The following is a 13939-nucleotide window of genomic DNA, read 5'->3' on the forward strand; positions in this document are numbered from 1 at the left end:
CGGACGACGCATGTCGGACCCCAATTCCCCCAGCCGCTTCAACGAGGAAACCGCAACCTACGCCGTGCGCGGGTCGGAGACGCCCGATCTAGACGCCGGCGTGGCCGCGATCCGCAACGTGCTCAAGACGCTGCCAGTGCGCCCCGGCGTCTACCGCATGCAGGATGCGCGCGGCGACGTGCTCTATGTCGGCAAAGCCCGCGCGCTCAAGAACCGCGTCGCCAACTACACCCAGCCGGCCAAGCTCTCGAACCGCCTGCGCCGCATGATCGCCCAGACGCGGTCGATGACCGTGGTGACGACAAACAACGAGGCCGAGGCGCTGCTGCTCGAGGCGCAGCTGATCAAGCGCTTCCGCCCGCCCTACAACGTCCTGCTACGCGACGATAAGTCGTTCCCGTACATCCTGCTGCGCGGCGATCATGATTTCCCCCGCGTCCAGCTGCATCGCGGCGCGCGCCGCGCCAAGGGCGACTATTTCGGCCCGTTCGCCGGGGCGGGACAGGTGCGCAAGACGCTCAACGCGCTGCAGAAGCTGTTCCTCCTGCGCAGCTGCACCGACAGCTTCTTCAACACCCGCGACCGCCCGTGCCTGCTCTACCAAATCCGCCGCTGCTCGGCCCCGTGCGTCGATCGTATCGACAAGGCGGGCTATGCCGAACTTGTGTCCGATTCCCGCGACTTCCTGATGGGCAAGTCGACCAAGGTTCAGGCGAAACTCGGCGAGCAGATGCAGGCCGCCGCCGAGAATCTCGACTTCGAGCTCGCCGCGATCCTGCGCGACCGGTTGAAGGCGCTGACCTTCATCCAAGGGTCGCAGGCGATCAACGCCGAGGGGGTGGGCGACGCCGACATCTTCGCCATGGCCGCCAAACAGGGGCAGATCGGCATCCAGGCTTTCTTCATCCGCGGCGGGCAGAATTGGGGCCACCGCGCCTTCTTCCCCGCGCACACCGCCGACGTGCCCGAGGACGAAGTGCTGAGCCAGTTCCTCATGCAATTCTACGAAGAGGTCCCCCCGCCGCGCACTGTCTTCGTCGATCGCAACCTCGAAGAACTCAAATTGCTCTCCGAAGCGCTTGCCGAACGCGCCGGGCACAAGGTCGCGATCGGCATGCCGCAACGTGGGACGCGGCGGCGACTGCTCGAACAGGCGCAGCGCAACGCGGTCGAGGCGCTCGACCGCCGCATGGCCGAATCGACCACACAGGCGAAGATCCTGCGCGACATCGCCGACCTGTTCGGGCTGGCCGAGCCGCCCGACCGGATCGAGGTCTATGACAACAGCCATATCCAGGGGACCGCCGCGGTCGGCGCGATGATCGTCGCCGGGCCGGAGGGCTTCCGCAAGGGCCAGTATCGCAAGTTCAACATTAAGAGCGCCGCCACCGACGACGATTTCGCGATGATGCGCGAAGTCTTCACCCGCCGCTTCGCCCGCGCGCAGGAGGAGGACCCCGACCGCGACAAGGGCGTGTGGCCCGACCTCGTCCTGATCGACGGCGGCAAGGGCCAGCTCAGCGCCGCGCGCGCCGTGCTCGAGGAACTGGGGATCGAGGACGTGTGCATGGTCGGCGTCGCCAAGGGCCCGCATCACGGCCGCGAGGGGCGCGAGGTGTTCCACCTGATGGACGGCAGCGAACGGATGCTCCCGACCAACGCGCCCGCGCTGTTCCACATCCAGAAGCTGCGCGACGAAGTCCACCGCTTCGCGATCGGCGCGCACCGGGCAAAGCGCGCCAAGGCGATCGGCGCGAGCCCGCTCGACGAAGTCCCCGGCATCGGCCCGGCGCGCAAGAAGGCGCTGCTGATGCACTTCGGCACGGCGCGGGCGGTGCGGGGGGCGAGTCTCGAAGATCTACAGAAGGCGCCGGGAGTCAGCGCGGCTGTCGCGCAGCAGGTCTACGACTTCTACCACTCGCGGTGAGGTGAGCCTGTTGGGCTAAAAATGGGCGCGATCGGCGACGGTGACCGGGCGCTTGCTGGCGGGTGATAAAGCTACCGACCGGAGCGTCATGCTAGAGGATCGACAGCCTCCACATCCTCCTGCACGATAATCCGATCGTAGTCCTTCCAGAAAGGATCAGCGTAGGCACAGCGGATATCCGCCAGACGCGGGAAACGTCCGACAGCGCGAAGCTCCTCTATTTCCACTATCAAACGCTTATACGCTTCGTTGCCCTCTGTGCGTTTGTAATCAGACAATGCTGCGCCGAAGTCATTGTACACGTCGCTTGCCGTCTGATTCCAATATCCGTCCATGAATGTTTTGAAGGCTGACGGATTATCGTTCGGCATCAACTCCATCGTCCTGGCTGTCCTCCCCTAATCCGGCCAATCCTCAAACGCCCGCGCCACCGCCAACCGCTCTTCCTCGACCGTCAGCGCGGTCCGCGCCCGCGCCTTCGCGTCCTCCGCCGCATGCCGCGCCGCCGCCGCCCAGTCGGGCGCGATTCCCGCCAGCGCCGCCAGCATCTTCTGCAGCTTCACCGCCACCTCGACATGGCCCGCGCCGTCGCGCCCGATCGGGCGGCACGCATCGACCACCAGCTTCTCGATCTCCAGCGCCGGGAACACCACGCGGTCATCGGCCGGCTGCCCCTCGACCTGCGCCATCTTGTCGAACACCCGCAGCTGCGCGCCCAGCACCGCGATCGCCGTCCCCGGATCATTGACCGCCGGCGACAGCGCGCGCGATGCGATCTCGGACAGCACGATCAGGCCAAAGCGCGGGTCATGATCGAAGCTGCGGTCGCGCTCCACCGTGATCGAATCGGCCACCCGCGTCCGCACCTCTTCGTCGCCGCCGACCACCCAGGCCAGCACCCGCCCCGGATCGACAAAGCTTCCGGGCAGCACCGCCAGGTGGACCGTACCGCCACAATCGCCCATCACCTCGCCCAGCTCGCCGACATCGATATTGGTGACATAGCCGATCCGCCCCGTGCACCGCACCGGCTCCGCCTCCGCCGGCACCGGCGCGACCGCCAGGCCCGAGATGCGCGGACGATGCTGCATCCGCTCGGCCGCCGAGATCCCGGCGCGCTCCACCCGCGTGATCGTGTCGTGCACCCGGCCGAGCAGCGCGATATGCTGGATCCAGCGCAGCAGCGTCACCACGATCACCACAATCAGTGCGATCGATCCCGCGAACAACAGGACGCGGCCCTGCTCGCCATAAAAGCCGGTCGACAGCGCACAGATGCCGACGATCGCAAACAGGAACGCGCCCAGAAAGGTCGACAGCGCGTTCTGCGACGTCGAATCCTCGACCAGCAACGCCACCGCGCGCGGCGTGACGTTCGACGTCGCCGCGCCATAGGCCGAGACCATCGCCGTCAGCGAGAATGTGGTCACCGCCAGCATGCTCGACGCGATGATGCCCAGGATATTGTCGACCGCATCCGCGCCGATCTTGGCTCCCAGCGTATAGGGGATCAGCGGCGCCACCACCGGTGCGATCAGCGCCAGCAACGCCGCGGCCACCGAAAACGCGGCAGCACGGAACCACAGCCGCCGCGACAACAATCGCCAGACCCAGCGCCAGCGACTCATGGTGTAGAACGAACCGGATTCGTAACGATCATTGGGGTCAAACCCACCGCGGCGGGGGAGGTTCCGGAGGAGGGGGAGGGGCGCGGCCAGTGACTGATGTTCATCGGTCGCGGTGGGGCGGGCAGGGGGCCTCAGATGGCCGCAGCCGATTACTGGCCGTCCCGGTCCAGCCAGTCCGCCATGATCGCGCCGCGATGCCCGTCCGGCGCAAGGGTAGCGCGGAGCGCTTCCAGCAGCGGCGGCAGCGCCTGCGTGAAGGCATAGGGCGGATTGACGATGAACAGCCCCGCGCCGTTATAGATGCCGGGCTGGTCTTCATCATATAGCCAATGCTCGACGACCAGCATTTTCGGGATGCGCAGGTTCCGCAGCTTGTTCTTCCACTGCTGATGCGTCGTGCGGTCCTTCAGCGGATACCAGATGACCGTCACGCCATGCGCCCATTTGCGGTGCGCCGCGGCGAGCGTGGCGGTGATCCGCGCACGCTCGTCGGTCTGCTCGTACGGCGGATCGACCACCACCACGCCGCGTGCGGTTCGGGTCGGAAGCATCGCCAGCCACAGCTCATAGGCATCGCGCTCATGCACGGCAGCAGGCGTGCCGCGCATCGCGCCGCGCAACGAAGACGCGTCTTCGGGATGTTTCTCATTCAGGATCAGCGCGTCCTGCGGGCGCAGTAGCTGAGCGAGGACCTGCGGCGATCCCGGATAGAGTTTCGGTTCTGCCCCGACATTCACCGCCTGTACTGCGGCGCGATAGTCGTCCAGCAAAGGATGTGGGTCGGCAAAGACCCGCATCACCCCCTGCGCCGCCTCGCCGGTGCGCTGGGCCTGCTCGCCGCCCAGGTCATAGAGCCCGCACCCGGCATGGGTGTCGATCAGGGTCAGTGCCCCCTCTTTCAGCTGTAACGCCCGGACCAGCGCGATCAGCAGGCTGTGTTTGACGACATCGGCGCTGTTGCCGGCGTGAAAGGAGTGGCGATAATTCATTGAAAACCCAAAGCCCTGCCGCTCTGCCCCTCGGGCCTCTGGCAACGCTTGCCTAGACGTTCGGCTAGTCCTTGCAAGATCGGTCATGCTAGGGCGCCTACATGTCGAAATCTCAAAGCAAGGGCGGTGCCGTCCAGGTCGATGGCATCCTCTACGATTGGCACCTGCAACGCGAGCCGCATCTGTCCGATGACGAAGGATGGCGGGGCATGACAATCTCCCTGCAGCAGCGCGATGCCCGGCGCGAAGCGCTGGTCGAATTTCCCCCGCCCAAGCGGTTGATGAAGGGGTTGCCGCCCGGTCGCCTCCAGCTCGATGACGCGACGATTTCGCGCTGCGTCCGCGCCGCGCTGTCGGCGGGATGGGAGCCGGAAACGCGGGGAAAGCCGGTGGTATTCATGGTCGATTCCGAAGGGAATTGAGGTGACTGATACCGCCCGGTGAAGGCTGCACCGTAACGCCACCCCAGGGGCTGTCCTACAAGCCCCCGAATCGCTAGACTTCCTGCCATGCCCGGCGTCCCGCCATCCCCGCACGCCTTCACCGCGCGAATGTGTCAGGCGGCGCCCCTCACATACGGGAATCTTGTCAGAATTGTCAGCATACTGAACGACGCCGTTCAGCAATGCCCGCTCCATTTTGCGATTTCTTCACCCCTCTCCGCTACGCCGCCGCCATGCCCACGCGCGCATTCCTGACCGTCGATACCGAACTCATGTGGCGGCACCATGCCGCCGGGCTGCCGATCGCCGAGATCGCGGAGCGCTCGCTCGAGCCTGCCGGGGTCGGCATCGGCTATCAGCTGCGTCGGTTTGCAGAGCACGGGCTCAAGGCGACGTTCTTCGTCGATCCGATGCCCGCCGTCGCCTATGGCCTCGATCCGATCCGCCGCGTCGTCGATGCGATCCTGGCGGCGGGGCAGGAGGTGCAGCTGCACCTCCACCCCAATTGGGCCGCCGCGCGGGAGAATGATCGCAGCGCCGCCGCGTCGTTCGAATTGATCGACTTCACCTTTGCTGAACAGCGCGAGCTGATCCGCGCTGCGTCCGACCTGCTGGTCGCCGCCGGGGCACCGCGGCCGGTCGCGTTCCGATCGGGCAGCTACAGCGCCAGCGACGATACGCTCGCCGCCCTCGCCGAACTCGGCATCCGTTATGACAGCAGTCATAACGGCTCTGAGCATCCCTGGCCCAGCGCGATCGGCCTGCCCCCGCGCCAGATCGCCCCGGTGGCGCATCGCGACGTGATCGAGGTGCCGGTCACCCTGATCGAGGATGTGCGTGGCCATCTGCGCCATTTCCAGATCTGCGCGCTCTCCACTGCCGAGATGCGCGACGCGCTCGACCATGCGGTGTCGGCGGGCCATGCCGCAGTGACGATCGTCAGCCACGGCTTCGAACTGGCCAACCGCGCCGGGACCCGCCCCAATGCCGTGCATGTCGCACGGTTCGACGCGCTGTGCGCGATGCTGGCCGATCGCCGCGCGGGACTGGAGACGGTGCATTTCGCCGATCTCACCCACTTGCCGCTTGATCACGACGACGCCCCGCTCGGCCCTAGCGTGATCCGCACCCGCGTGCGACAGGCGCAGCAGCTTTGGTCGAACCTGGTGTCGGAGCGCGCGGCATGACCGCCGCCGCCGTCCGCCCGACCCCGCTCAACTTCCGCATCGGCGCACGCACCCTGATGGCGGTTCAGCGCGCGATGGTCCGCGTGCCGCTCAGCCTCGACGAAGCGCGCGATGGCCGCTTGCCCGTTCTCCCGCCGCTGCCGCGCGACGCGCATGGCTATGTCGTCACCTCGCTGCCGGAGGATCGGCTCGAGGCGATGGTCTATGCCTCGGGCAAGATGATCGGCTTCGTCCGCCAGAAATACACGCGTTACTATGCCGATCTGTCCGGCGGGTTCGACGCCTATATGGCCGGGCTGTCGGGCAATGCGCGGCAGGGGGCGAAGCGCAAGGCCAAGAAGATCGCGCAGGTTTCCGGCGGCGATCTCGACATCCGCGCCTATCGCACGCCCGCAGAGCTTGAGGCGTTCCACGACATCGCCCGCCGCATTGCGCTGCGCACCTATCAGGAAAAGCTGATGGGGGAGGGGCTTCCGGCGACCCCTGAATTCATTCGCGGCATGCTGACCGCGGCGGCGGCGGACGATGTCCGCGCCTGGCTGCTGTTCATCGCCGGTGAGCCGGCCGCCTACCTCTACTGCCCGGCACAGGGTGAAACGCTGGTCTATGAATATGTCGGCCACGATCCGGCGTTCAACGACCTGTCCCCCGGCGCGGTGCTGCAGATCGAGGCGTTTCGCGACCTGTTCGACGAGGGGCGATTCGCGCGGTTCGATTTCACCGAGGGGGACGGCCAGCACAAACGGCAATATTCGACCGGCGGCGTTCCGTGCGTCGATCTGCTGCTGCTGCGGCCGAGCCTGACCAACCGCGTGACCACCGCTGCGCTGGGCGGGTTCAACCGCACCGTGGCGGGGGGCAAGGCGCTGGTCGAGGCGGCGGGACTGGAGAAGCTGTCAAAGAAGCTGCGCCGCGGCTAAGCCCGGCCCATGCATCTGCGCACCTCCGCCATCATCCTCGCGATCCGCCCGCATGGCGAAAGCGGGGCGATCGTGAGGGCATTGACCGCCGAGGCCGGCCTGATGGCTGGCTATGTCCGGGGCGGTCGCTCGCGACAGCACCGCCCGGTGCTCCAGCCGGGCAATATCATCCTCGGCGACTGGCGCGCCAGGACCGATGAGCAGTTGCCGGCGCTGGTGGCGGAACTGGTCCACAGCCGCGCCCCGATGTTCCGCGAGCCGCTGCCCGCCGCGGCATTCGACTGGGCCACCGCGCTGACCGCCGCTGCGCTGCCGGAAGGCCAGCCCTATCCGCCGCTTCACTCGGCGTTGTGCGGGCTGCTCGACGCCATCGAAGCCGCTCCGGCGGCAAGGGGCTGGGCGGTGGCGCTGGTCCGCTACGAACTGCTGCTGCTGGCGCTGCTCGGCTTCGGCCTCGATCTCGACCAGTGCGCCGCCACCGGCGCGACCGAGGATCTGGCATTCGTCAGCCCGAAAAGCGGCATGGCGGTCAGCGTCTCCGGTGCCGCCGGCTACGAGGCCCGCCTGCTTCCGCTCCCCGCCTTTGTCCGCACCGGCGGCGCGGCGGAATGGGACGACATCCTGGACGGCCTGCGCCTCACCGGCCATTTCCTCGAACGCGACCTGCTCCACGGCAGGGCGGCGGAAGTGCTGGCGGCGCGGGAGCGACTGGTCGACCGCCTCAACAGGGCGGTTGCGTGACGCGTCACAGCACGGCAAGGGGCCTGCATCCTGAGCAGGTGGAGAGCCCATGCCGTTGATCGCAATCCTTCCCGGCGACGGGATCGGCCCGGAAGTCACGACACAGGCACGCCGTGTGCTCGACGCGCTCGATCTGGACCTGAGCTTCGAGGAAGCTGCCGTCGGCGGCGCGGCCTATCTGGAGAGCGGGCATCCGCTCCCGCCCGCGACGCTCGATCTCGCCAAGCGCGCCGACGCGATCCTGTTCGGCGCGGTCGGCGATCCGCGCTGCGACGCGCTCGAGCGGCAGTTCCGCCCCGAACAGGCGATCCTGGGCCTGCGCAAGGAACTCGGCCTGTTCGCCAATCTGCGTCCGGCCAAGCTATTCCCCGGCCTCGAGGATGCCTCGGCACTTCGACCGGAGGTGGCGGGCGCGATCGACATGGTGATCGTCCGCGAGCTCAACGGCGATGTTTATTTCGGCGAAAAAGGGATGCGCACCACCGCCGATGGCCGGCGTGAGGGCTATGACATCATGTCCTATGCCGAGGACGAGGTGGCACGGATCGCAAAGGTCGGCTTCGAGACGGCACGGGTCCGCCAAGGCAAGCTGTGCTCGGTCGACAAGGCCAATGTCCTCGAAACCTCGCAATTGTGGCGCGACGTCGTGACCGAGATGTCGGCGCATTACCCCGATGTCGCGCTGACGCACATGTATGTCGACAACGCCGCGATGCAGCTCGTGCGCAACCCCGGCCAGTTCGACGTGATCGTCACCGGCAATTTGTTCGGCGACATCCTGTCCGATCAGGCGAGCATGTGTGCGGGATCGATCGGCATGCTCCCCTCCGCCTCGCTCGGTGCCGGGCGCAAGGGGCTGTACGAACCGATCCATGGCAGCGCCCCCGACATTGCCGGGCAGGGCAAGGCTAATCCGTGCGCGACGATCCTGTCGGCAGCGATGCTGCTGCGCTATTCGCTGGGAATGGACAATGCGGCGGACCGGATCGAAGCGGCGGTGACCGAGGCGCTGGCCGGCGGCGCGCGCACCGCGGATCTTGGCGGAACGCTCTCGACCGAAGCGATGGGGGATGCGGTTGTGAAGGCGCTCGGGTGAGCACAGCCGCGCTCGAACTAGCGGTCGTCGTTCCGACCTTCAACGAGTCGCGCAACATCCCGGTGATGGTCGCGGCGCTCGACGTGGCACTGGCCGGGCGCAGCTGGGAAGTCATCTTCGTCGACGACAACAGCCCCGACGGCACCGCCGATGCCGCGCGGACGATCGGGCGTTCCGATCCGCGGGTGCGGGTGGTCCAGCGGATCGGACGGCGCGGCCTCTCTTCGGCGACGATCGAAGGGATGTGTGCCACCGCCGCCCCGTTCGTCGCGGTGATCGACGGCGATATGCAGCATGACGAGACGCTGCTACCCAGGATGCTCGACGCGCTTCAGGCCGACGAGTCGCTCGATGTCGCGATCGGATCGCGCTTCGTCGAAGGCGGCGGCACCGGCGAATGGGACCGCGACCGCGTGGCCAAGTCTGAACTCGCCACCCGGATTTCGCGCAAGGTGCTCAAGGCGGATCTGAGCGATCCGATGAGCGGCTTCTTCATGATCCGCAGCGATGTGGTGCGTGGCATCATCCCGCATCTCTCGGCGATCGGGTTCAAGATTTTGCTCGACATCCTGACCGCCAGCCCACGCGCGCTCAGCTTCGTCGAACTCCCCTATATCTTCCGCACGCGGCAGATCGGAGAGAGCAAGCTTGACCATGTCGTCGCGATGGAGTTCCTGATCGCGCTGTACGACCGCATGTTCGGCCGCGTTATCCCGGTGCGGTTCGTGATGTTCTCCGCAATCGGTGCGCTCGGCGCAGGCGTGCATTTTGCGGCGCTGTGGCTTTTCTACCGCCTGTTCGGCTACAGCTTTCTCACCGGCACCATGGTCGCGACGCTGATCGCGATGACGTTCAATTTCTTCCTCAACAATGCTCTGACCTATCGCGACGCGCGGCTGCGGGGTGTTCGCGCGCTCATAGACGGTTGGGTCGGCTTCTGCGTCGTCTGTTCGGTGGGCGCGGTTGCCAATATCGGCGTCGCGGCGTTCCTGCACGACGTCCAGCAGGCGCAATGGGCGCCGTCGGCATTGGCTGGGATCGCCGTCGCGGCAGTATGGAACTTCGCGCTGTCGTCGCGCTTCGTGTGGGGCCGATACTGAGGCTGCCTTATTGGCGCTTTGATTGCCGGTAACCATCGCACAATGATCCGCCAGCTCGTCATCTCGCTCTCGCTGCTCTGCGCGGGTTCCACGCTTCCCGCCGCCGCGCAGGACGCAGTGCCCGACGCTGCCGAAGAGGTGGTGGTGACCGCGCGGAACTCCGGCGCGCCGATGTGGACCGTGGAGACCCCGACCGGGGTCCTGCTGGTGGTAGGCGAGATTCGCAACGTGCCCAAGGCGACGCCCTGGTATCCCGACCGGCTGGAGCGGGCGGCCGGCGGGGCGCAGCGCATCATTCTGGGCACCAGGGCGAAGGTGTCGCCGGGCGACATCCTGCGGCTGATCTTCCGCGGCGGAAAGTTGACCAAGCTCCCCGACGGAAAGGTCGCGGCGGACTATCTCGATGCGCCGCGACTGGCACGGCTGCGCGCGCTCGCGGTGCGATACGAACAGGATTACGACCGGCGTAACTTCCTGATGACCGCGTTCGACCTGCTCTCGCGACGGCTGGCGTTCACCAGGGACACCGGCGACGATGCGACGGACGTCGTGCGCAAGGCGGCGCGCCGCGCCGATATCCCGACGCACCCGGTCGGCGAGATGCGGGGCGAGGATATGCTCGACAATCTGTTCGCCGCGGCTCCGGAGACGCATCTCCCGTGCCTCGATGCCGCGATGGCGGCGGCTGAGATCGGCCCGGATATCGTGACGGCGCGCGGGAAGGCGTGGACCGGCTTCGATATTCCTGCGGTGATGGCCAACCCGCTGGAGACGGCGCTGGGACGCTGCTGGCCATGGACGGATGACAGCTTCGGCGGCGCGCTGCGCGACCAGTGGGTCGACGCGATCGACGCGGCGGTTGCAGAGCCGGGAGTGACGCTGGCCGTTGTCCCGATCCGCGTACTCGCGGAGAAGGGCGGGGTGCTCGACCGGATCGAGGCGCGCGGACTGGCGATCAAGGGTCCGGTCTGGCGCTAGGTCACGCCCAGCCGGGCAACCACATCCACCGCGTGAACGCACGCTCGCTGCTCAGCGCTTGTGCCGACAGGATCGGGTAGAAATAAGCGAACGCGCCGACCGCCGGGATCAGCAGCCACTCGTCGCGCCGCTTGAGCGCATCGCGCCAATGGTGGAGCGCGACCGCCAGAACCACGCACAGAATGATGCTCGGCAGATAGTAATAATAGAAGAACCCAAGCGACTTGGGGATGATCGCCCAGATGCCGATCGAGAAGGTCCATAGCATCGCCGCCGCCAGCGGCACCCCCGCCTTCTGGCGCAACCCCGCCCACCAGCAGGCCGCGACCGCGACCAGCCCAGTCCACAAGATCGCCGGGTTGCCGATCAGCAATACGCCGCGCATTGCCCCCTGATCGGGCTCGTAGAAATACCAGATCGGGCGCAGCATCAACGGCCAGGTCCACCAGCTCGACTGGTAGTTGTGGGGCGCCAGCACCTGCGTCTGCAGCGCCCACATCTCTAGCTGGAACGGGATCAGCCGTTCCAGCGTCATCGGCCCGGTTTCGTCGAAGAAGGCGGGGGCGAAGGTCGCGAAATAGGTGGCGATGCTGACCACGCCCATTACTGCCAGCGCGGGCAGCCCGTGCATACCCCCGAAGCGTCCCGGGTCGCGATGCCGCAGCCACAGGAACGCCAATCCGGTGAACGCGACATAGGGCACGGCCGCCCATTTCACCCCCACGGCCGCGCCGAACAGCATCGCGCTGGCCGTCCACCAGACCCACACTCGCCGCGAGTCGGCGCGCATCGCGGCGAGGAAGGCGACCCCCGCCCAGACGAGGAATCCGCCCATGAATATGTCGAGCATCCCGATCCGCGCCTGCACGAACACCATCTGGCCGAGCAGCGCGAAGATCGCCGCGAACAGCGCCGGCCGCGTGGCGCGGGCCAGCAGCAATGTGAAGGCATAGACCCCCACGATCGTCGCGGTACCGAACAGTGTCGAGAAGGCACGCCAGCCGATGGCATTGTCGCCGAAGAGATGGATGCCCAGCGCGATCAGCGACTTGCCCAGCATCGGGTGTTCGGGATTGGTGATGTGTGAGAAGTCGAGCAGCACCCGCGCCGCGGTAACGTAGTGTACCTCGTCGAACAGCAGGATGCTGGGCCGCTCGACCCCGATGGTGAACAGAGCCTGCGCGACGACCGCGATCAGCAGGGCAAGCAGGGCGGGGCGCTGTTCGAGACGGTCGAGCATCGCGGCGTTCGATAGCTGAGCTTGGCGCCCGCGTCATCCGTCCCGCTTGGCACGCGCGCCAACCGCGCTTAGGAGCATCGCCATGAAGCGTCGTACCGGACAGGATCGCGAGATCACCAAGCACTGGAAGCCCGCCACGCTCGCCGTGCGCGGGGGCACCGCGCGCAGCGAATGGGGCGAGACGAGCGAGGCGCTGTTCCTCACCTCCGGCTATGCCTATGACTGCGCGGGCGATGCCGCCGCGCGCTTCGCGGGTGAGCAGGCGGGCATGACCTATTCGCGGTTGCAGAACCCGACGGTCGAGATGCTCGAACAGCGCATCGCGCTGCTCGAAGGTGCAGAGGCGTGCCGCGCCACCGCATCGGGCATGGCGGCGATGACCGCTGCCCTGCTGTGCCAGCTGTCGACGGGGGGCCATATGGTCGGCGGCCGCGCCGCCTTCGGATCGTGCCGCTGGCTCACCGACACGCTGATGCCGCGCTTCGGGATCGAGACTACTGTGGTCGATGCGCGCGATCCGCAGCAGTTCGTCGATGCGATCCGCCCGAATACCAAGGTGTTCTTCTTCGAGACCCCGGCCAATCCCACGATGGACGTGGTCGACCTCCAGGCCGTGTGCGACATCGCACGCGACCGCGGTATCACCACCGTTGTCGACAATGCCTTCGCCACCCCGGCGCTGCAGCGGCCGATGGCGTTCGGCGCCGATGTCGTCGCCTATAGCGCGACCAAGATGATGGACGGGCAGGGCCGCGTGCTCGCCGGCGCGATCTGCGGCAGCGAGGAGTTCATAACCAACACGCTGCTCCCGTTCCACCGCAACACCGGCCCGACGCTCAGCGCGTTCAACGCCTGGGTGGTGCTCAAGGGGTTGGAGACGCTCGACCTGCGCATTCGGCGGCAGAGCGAGAATGCGGTGAAAGTCGCGCACTTCCTAGAGGGACGCGTACCGACCGTGAACTATCCCGGACTGCCCAGCCATCCGCAGCACAATCTGGCGATGCGCCAGATGGATGCGGCGGGGCCGATCTTCTCGATCGAACTGGATGGCGGCCGCAAACAGGCGCACGGCCTGCTCGATGCGCTGGGCCTCATCGACATTTCGAACAATATCGGCGATTCACGGTCGCTGATGACCCATCCCGCCTCCACCACCCACAGCGGCGTTGCCGAAGACCAGCGCGAGATCATGGGCGTGCGCGAGGGGATGCTGCGGATCAATATCGGGCTCGAGGATCCCGCCGACCTGATGGACGATCTCGATCAGGCGCTCCGGGCGGTCGGGCTGTGAAGGCGCTGTTCGGGCAGGAGGCGGTCACGCGCGACATCACCGTGCGCGTGTCGGTGAGCTATCTGTCCGAACAGTCCGAACCCGATCGCGGCCGCTGGTTCTGGGCCTATCATATCCGGATCGAGAACGGGTCGCACCAGGCGGTGCAGCTGCTCACGCGCCGCTGGACGATCACCGACGGCCGTGGCCACCAGCACGTCGTCGAGGGGGAGGGCGTGGTCGGCGAACAGCCGATGATCGCGCCGGGATCGAGCTACGACTATGTCTCCGGCTGTCCGCTGACTACGCCCACCGGCTGGATGGAGGGAAGCTATCTGATGGTCGGTGCCGACGGGCGCGACTTCGAGGTGGCGATCCCCCGGTTTACGCTGCGCGCGCCGGCGGTGGCGGAGTAAAGCC

General features: G+C 66.9%; 14 protein-coding genes. 10 read left to right on the forward strand and 4 right to left on the reverse strand.

Going from position 1 to position 13939, the window contains the following annotated elements; genetic code table 11:
• Window positions 1-10: 10 nt before the first annotated feature.
• Window positions 11-1927, forward strand: a complete 1917-nt coding sequence (uvrC, locus tag ABS767_RS08180) for an excinuclease ABC subunit UvrC (protein ID WP_408077853.1) — start codon at window positions 11-13, stop codon at window positions 1925-1927.
• Window positions 1928-2013: 86 nt separating this feature from the next.
• Here the strand turns inward: uvrC and ABS767_RS08185 are convergent, their stop codons facing one another.
• From ABS767_RS08185 to ABS767_RS08195, 3 genes are all read right to left on the reverse strand, one after another.
• Window positions 2014-2307, reverse strand: a complete 294-nt coding sequence (locus ABS767_RS08185; protein WP_408077854.1) for a hypothetical protein — start codon at window positions 2305-2307, stop codon at window positions 2014-2016.
• Between the two features lie 18 nt (window positions 2308-2325).
• Complete coding sequence (locus tag ABS767_RS08190) at window positions 2326-3555, reverse strand: DUF2254 domain-containing protein (RefSeq protein WP_408077855.1); 1230 nt, start codon at window positions 3553-3555, stop codon at window positions 2326-2328.
• A 149-nt stretch (window positions 3556-3704) separates the two neighbouring features.
• Complete coding sequence (locus ABS767_RS08195) at window positions 3705-4544, reverse strand: 23S rRNA (adenine(2030)-N(6))-methyltransferase RlmJ (RefSeq protein ID WP_408077856.1); 840 nt, start codon at window positions 4542-4544, stop codon at window positions 3705-3707.
• 101 nt (window positions 4545-4645) lie between these two features.
• Between ABS767_RS08195 and ABS767_RS08200 the strand changes: the two genes are divergently transcribed.
• From ABS767_RS08200 to ABS767_RS08230, 7 genes are all read left to right on the forward strand, one after another.
• On the forward strand, window positions 4646-4966 hold the full coding sequence (locus tag ABS767_RS08200) for a hypothetical protein (protein ID WP_408077857.1): 321 nt from the start codon (window positions 4646-4648) through the stop codon (window positions 4964-4966).
• A gap of 254 nt (window positions 4967-5220) precedes the next feature.
• Window positions 5221-6174 (forward strand): polysaccharide deacetylase family protein, encoded by a 954-nt coding sequence (locus ABS767_RS08205; protein ID WP_408077858.1) that lies wholly within the window; start codon window positions 5221-5223, stop codon window positions 6172-6174.
• Complete coding sequence (locus ABS767_RS08210) at window positions 6171-7094, forward strand: GNAT family N-acetyltransferase (protein ID WP_408077859.1); 924 nt, start codon at window positions 6171-6173, stop codon at window positions 7092-7094. Before ABS767_RS08205 ends, ABS767_RS08210 begins: the two co-directional genes overlap by 4 nt.
• Before the next feature lie 9 nt (window positions 7095-7103).
• A complete protein-coding gene (gene recO, locus ABS767_RS08215) occupies window positions 7104-7835 on the forward strand; it encodes a DNA repair protein RecO (protein ID WP_408077860.1) in 732 nt (243 codons plus the stop codon).
• A gap of 49 nt (window positions 7836-7884) precedes the next feature.
• Window positions 7885-8931 (forward strand): 3-isopropylmalate dehydrogenase, encoded by a 1047-nt coding sequence (gene leuB, locus ABS767_RS08220; protein WP_408077861.1) that lies wholly within the window; start codon window positions 7885-7887, stop codon window positions 8929-8931.
• The gene (locus ABS767_RS08225; RefSeq protein ID WP_408077862.1) at window positions 8928-10031 is read left to right on the forward strand and encodes a glycosyltransferase; all 1104 of its coding nucleotides are present in this window, start codon (window positions 8928-8930) and stop codon (window positions 10029-10031) included. The genes leuB and ABS767_RS08225 overlap by 4 nt, the downstream gene beginning before the upstream one ends.
• A 42-nt stretch (window positions 10032-10073) precedes the next feature.
• On the forward strand, window positions 10074-11009 hold the full coding sequence (locus ABS767_RS08230) for a TraB/GumN family protein (protein ID WP_408077863.1): 936 nt from the start codon (window positions 10074-10076) through the stop codon (window positions 11007-11009).
• A 1-nt stretch (window position 11010) separates the two neighbouring features.
• Here the strand turns inward: ABS767_RS08230 and ABS767_RS08235 are convergent, their stop codons facing one another.
• The gene (locus ABS767_RS08235) at window positions 11011-12249 is read right to left on the reverse strand and encodes a glycosyltransferase family 39 protein (RefSeq protein ID WP_408077864.1); all 1239 of its coding nucleotides are present in this window, start codon (window positions 12247-12249) and stop codon (window positions 11011-11013) included.
• A gap of 82 nt (window positions 12250-12331) precedes the next feature.
• Here ABS767_RS08235 and ABS767_RS08240 point away from each other — a divergent pair, with 82 nt between their 5' ends.
• Together ABS767_RS08240 and apaG are read left to right on the forward strand one after the other, a co-directional pair.
• Window positions 12332-13540, forward strand: coding sequence for a trans-sulfuration enzyme family protein (locus ABS767_RS08240; protein WP_408077865.1), 1209 nt, complete (start codon window positions 12332-12334; stop codon window positions 13538-13540).
• The gene (apaG, locus tag ABS767_RS08245) at window positions 13537-13935 is read left to right on the forward strand and encodes a Co2+/Mg2+ efflux protein ApaG (RefSeq protein WP_408077866.1); all 399 of its coding nucleotides are present in this window, start codon (window positions 13537-13539) and stop codon (window positions 13933-13935) included. The genes ABS767_RS08240 and apaG overlap by 4 nt, the downstream gene beginning before the upstream one ends.
• Window positions 13936-13939: the final 4 nt, after the last annotated feature.

Source organism: Sphingomonas plantiphila, from assembly GCF_046000505.1.
Taxonomy (GTDB): domain Bacteria; phylum Pseudomonadota; class Alphaproteobacteria; order Sphingomonadales; family Sphingomonadaceae; genus Sphingomonas; species Sphingomonas plantiphila.

Excerpts from the sequence above, each read along its gene's own strand:
- uvrC (WP_408077853.1), top strand. The coding sequence starts at position 11 with ATGTCGGACCCCAATTCCCCCAGCCGCTTCAACGAGGAAACCGCAACC.
- ABS767_RS08185 (WP_408077854.1), bottom strand. The coding sequence starts at position 2,307 with ATGGAGTTGATGCCGAACGATAATCCGTCAGCCTTCAAAACATTCATG.
- ABS767_RS08190 (WP_408077855.1), bottom strand. The coding sequence starts at position 3,555 with ATGAGTCGCTGGCGCTGGGTCTGGCGATTGTTGTCGCGGCGGCTGTGG.
- ABS767_RS08195 (WP_408077856.1), bottom strand. The coding sequence starts at position 4,544 with ATGAATTATCGCCACTCCTTTCACGCCGGCAACAGCGCCGATGTCGTC.
- ABS767_RS08200 (WP_408077857.1), top strand. The coding sequence starts at position 4,646 with ATGTCGAAATCTCAAAGCAAGGGCGGTGCCGTCCAGGTCGATGGCATC.
- ABS767_RS08205 (WP_408077858.1), top strand. The coding sequence starts at position 5,221 with ATGCCCACGCGCGCATTCCTGACCGTCGATACCGAACTCATGTGGCGG.
- ABS767_RS08210 (WP_408077859.1), top strand. The coding sequence starts at position 6,171 with ATGACCGCCGCCGCCGTCCGCCCGACCCCGCTCAACTTCCGCATCGGC.
- recO (WP_408077860.1), top strand. The coding sequence starts at position 7,104 with ATGCATCTGCGCACCTCCGCCATCATCCTCGCGATCCGCCCGCATGGC.
- leuB (WP_408077861.1), top strand. The coding sequence starts at position 7,885 with ATGCCGTTGATCGCAATCCTTCCCGGCGACGGGATCGGCCCGGAAGTC.
- ABS767_RS08230 (WP_408077863.1), top strand. The coding sequence starts at position 10,074 with ATGATCCGCCAGCTCGTCATCTCGCTCTCGCTGCTCTGCGCGGGTTCC.
- ABS767_RS08235 (WP_408077864.1), bottom strand. The coding sequence starts at position 12,249 with ATGCTCGACCGTCTCGAACAGCGCCCCGCCCTGCTTGCCCTGCTGATC.
- ABS767_RS08240 (WP_408077865.1), top strand. The coding sequence starts at position 12,332 with ATGAAGCGTCGTACCGGACAGGATCGCGAGATCACCAAGCACTGGAAG.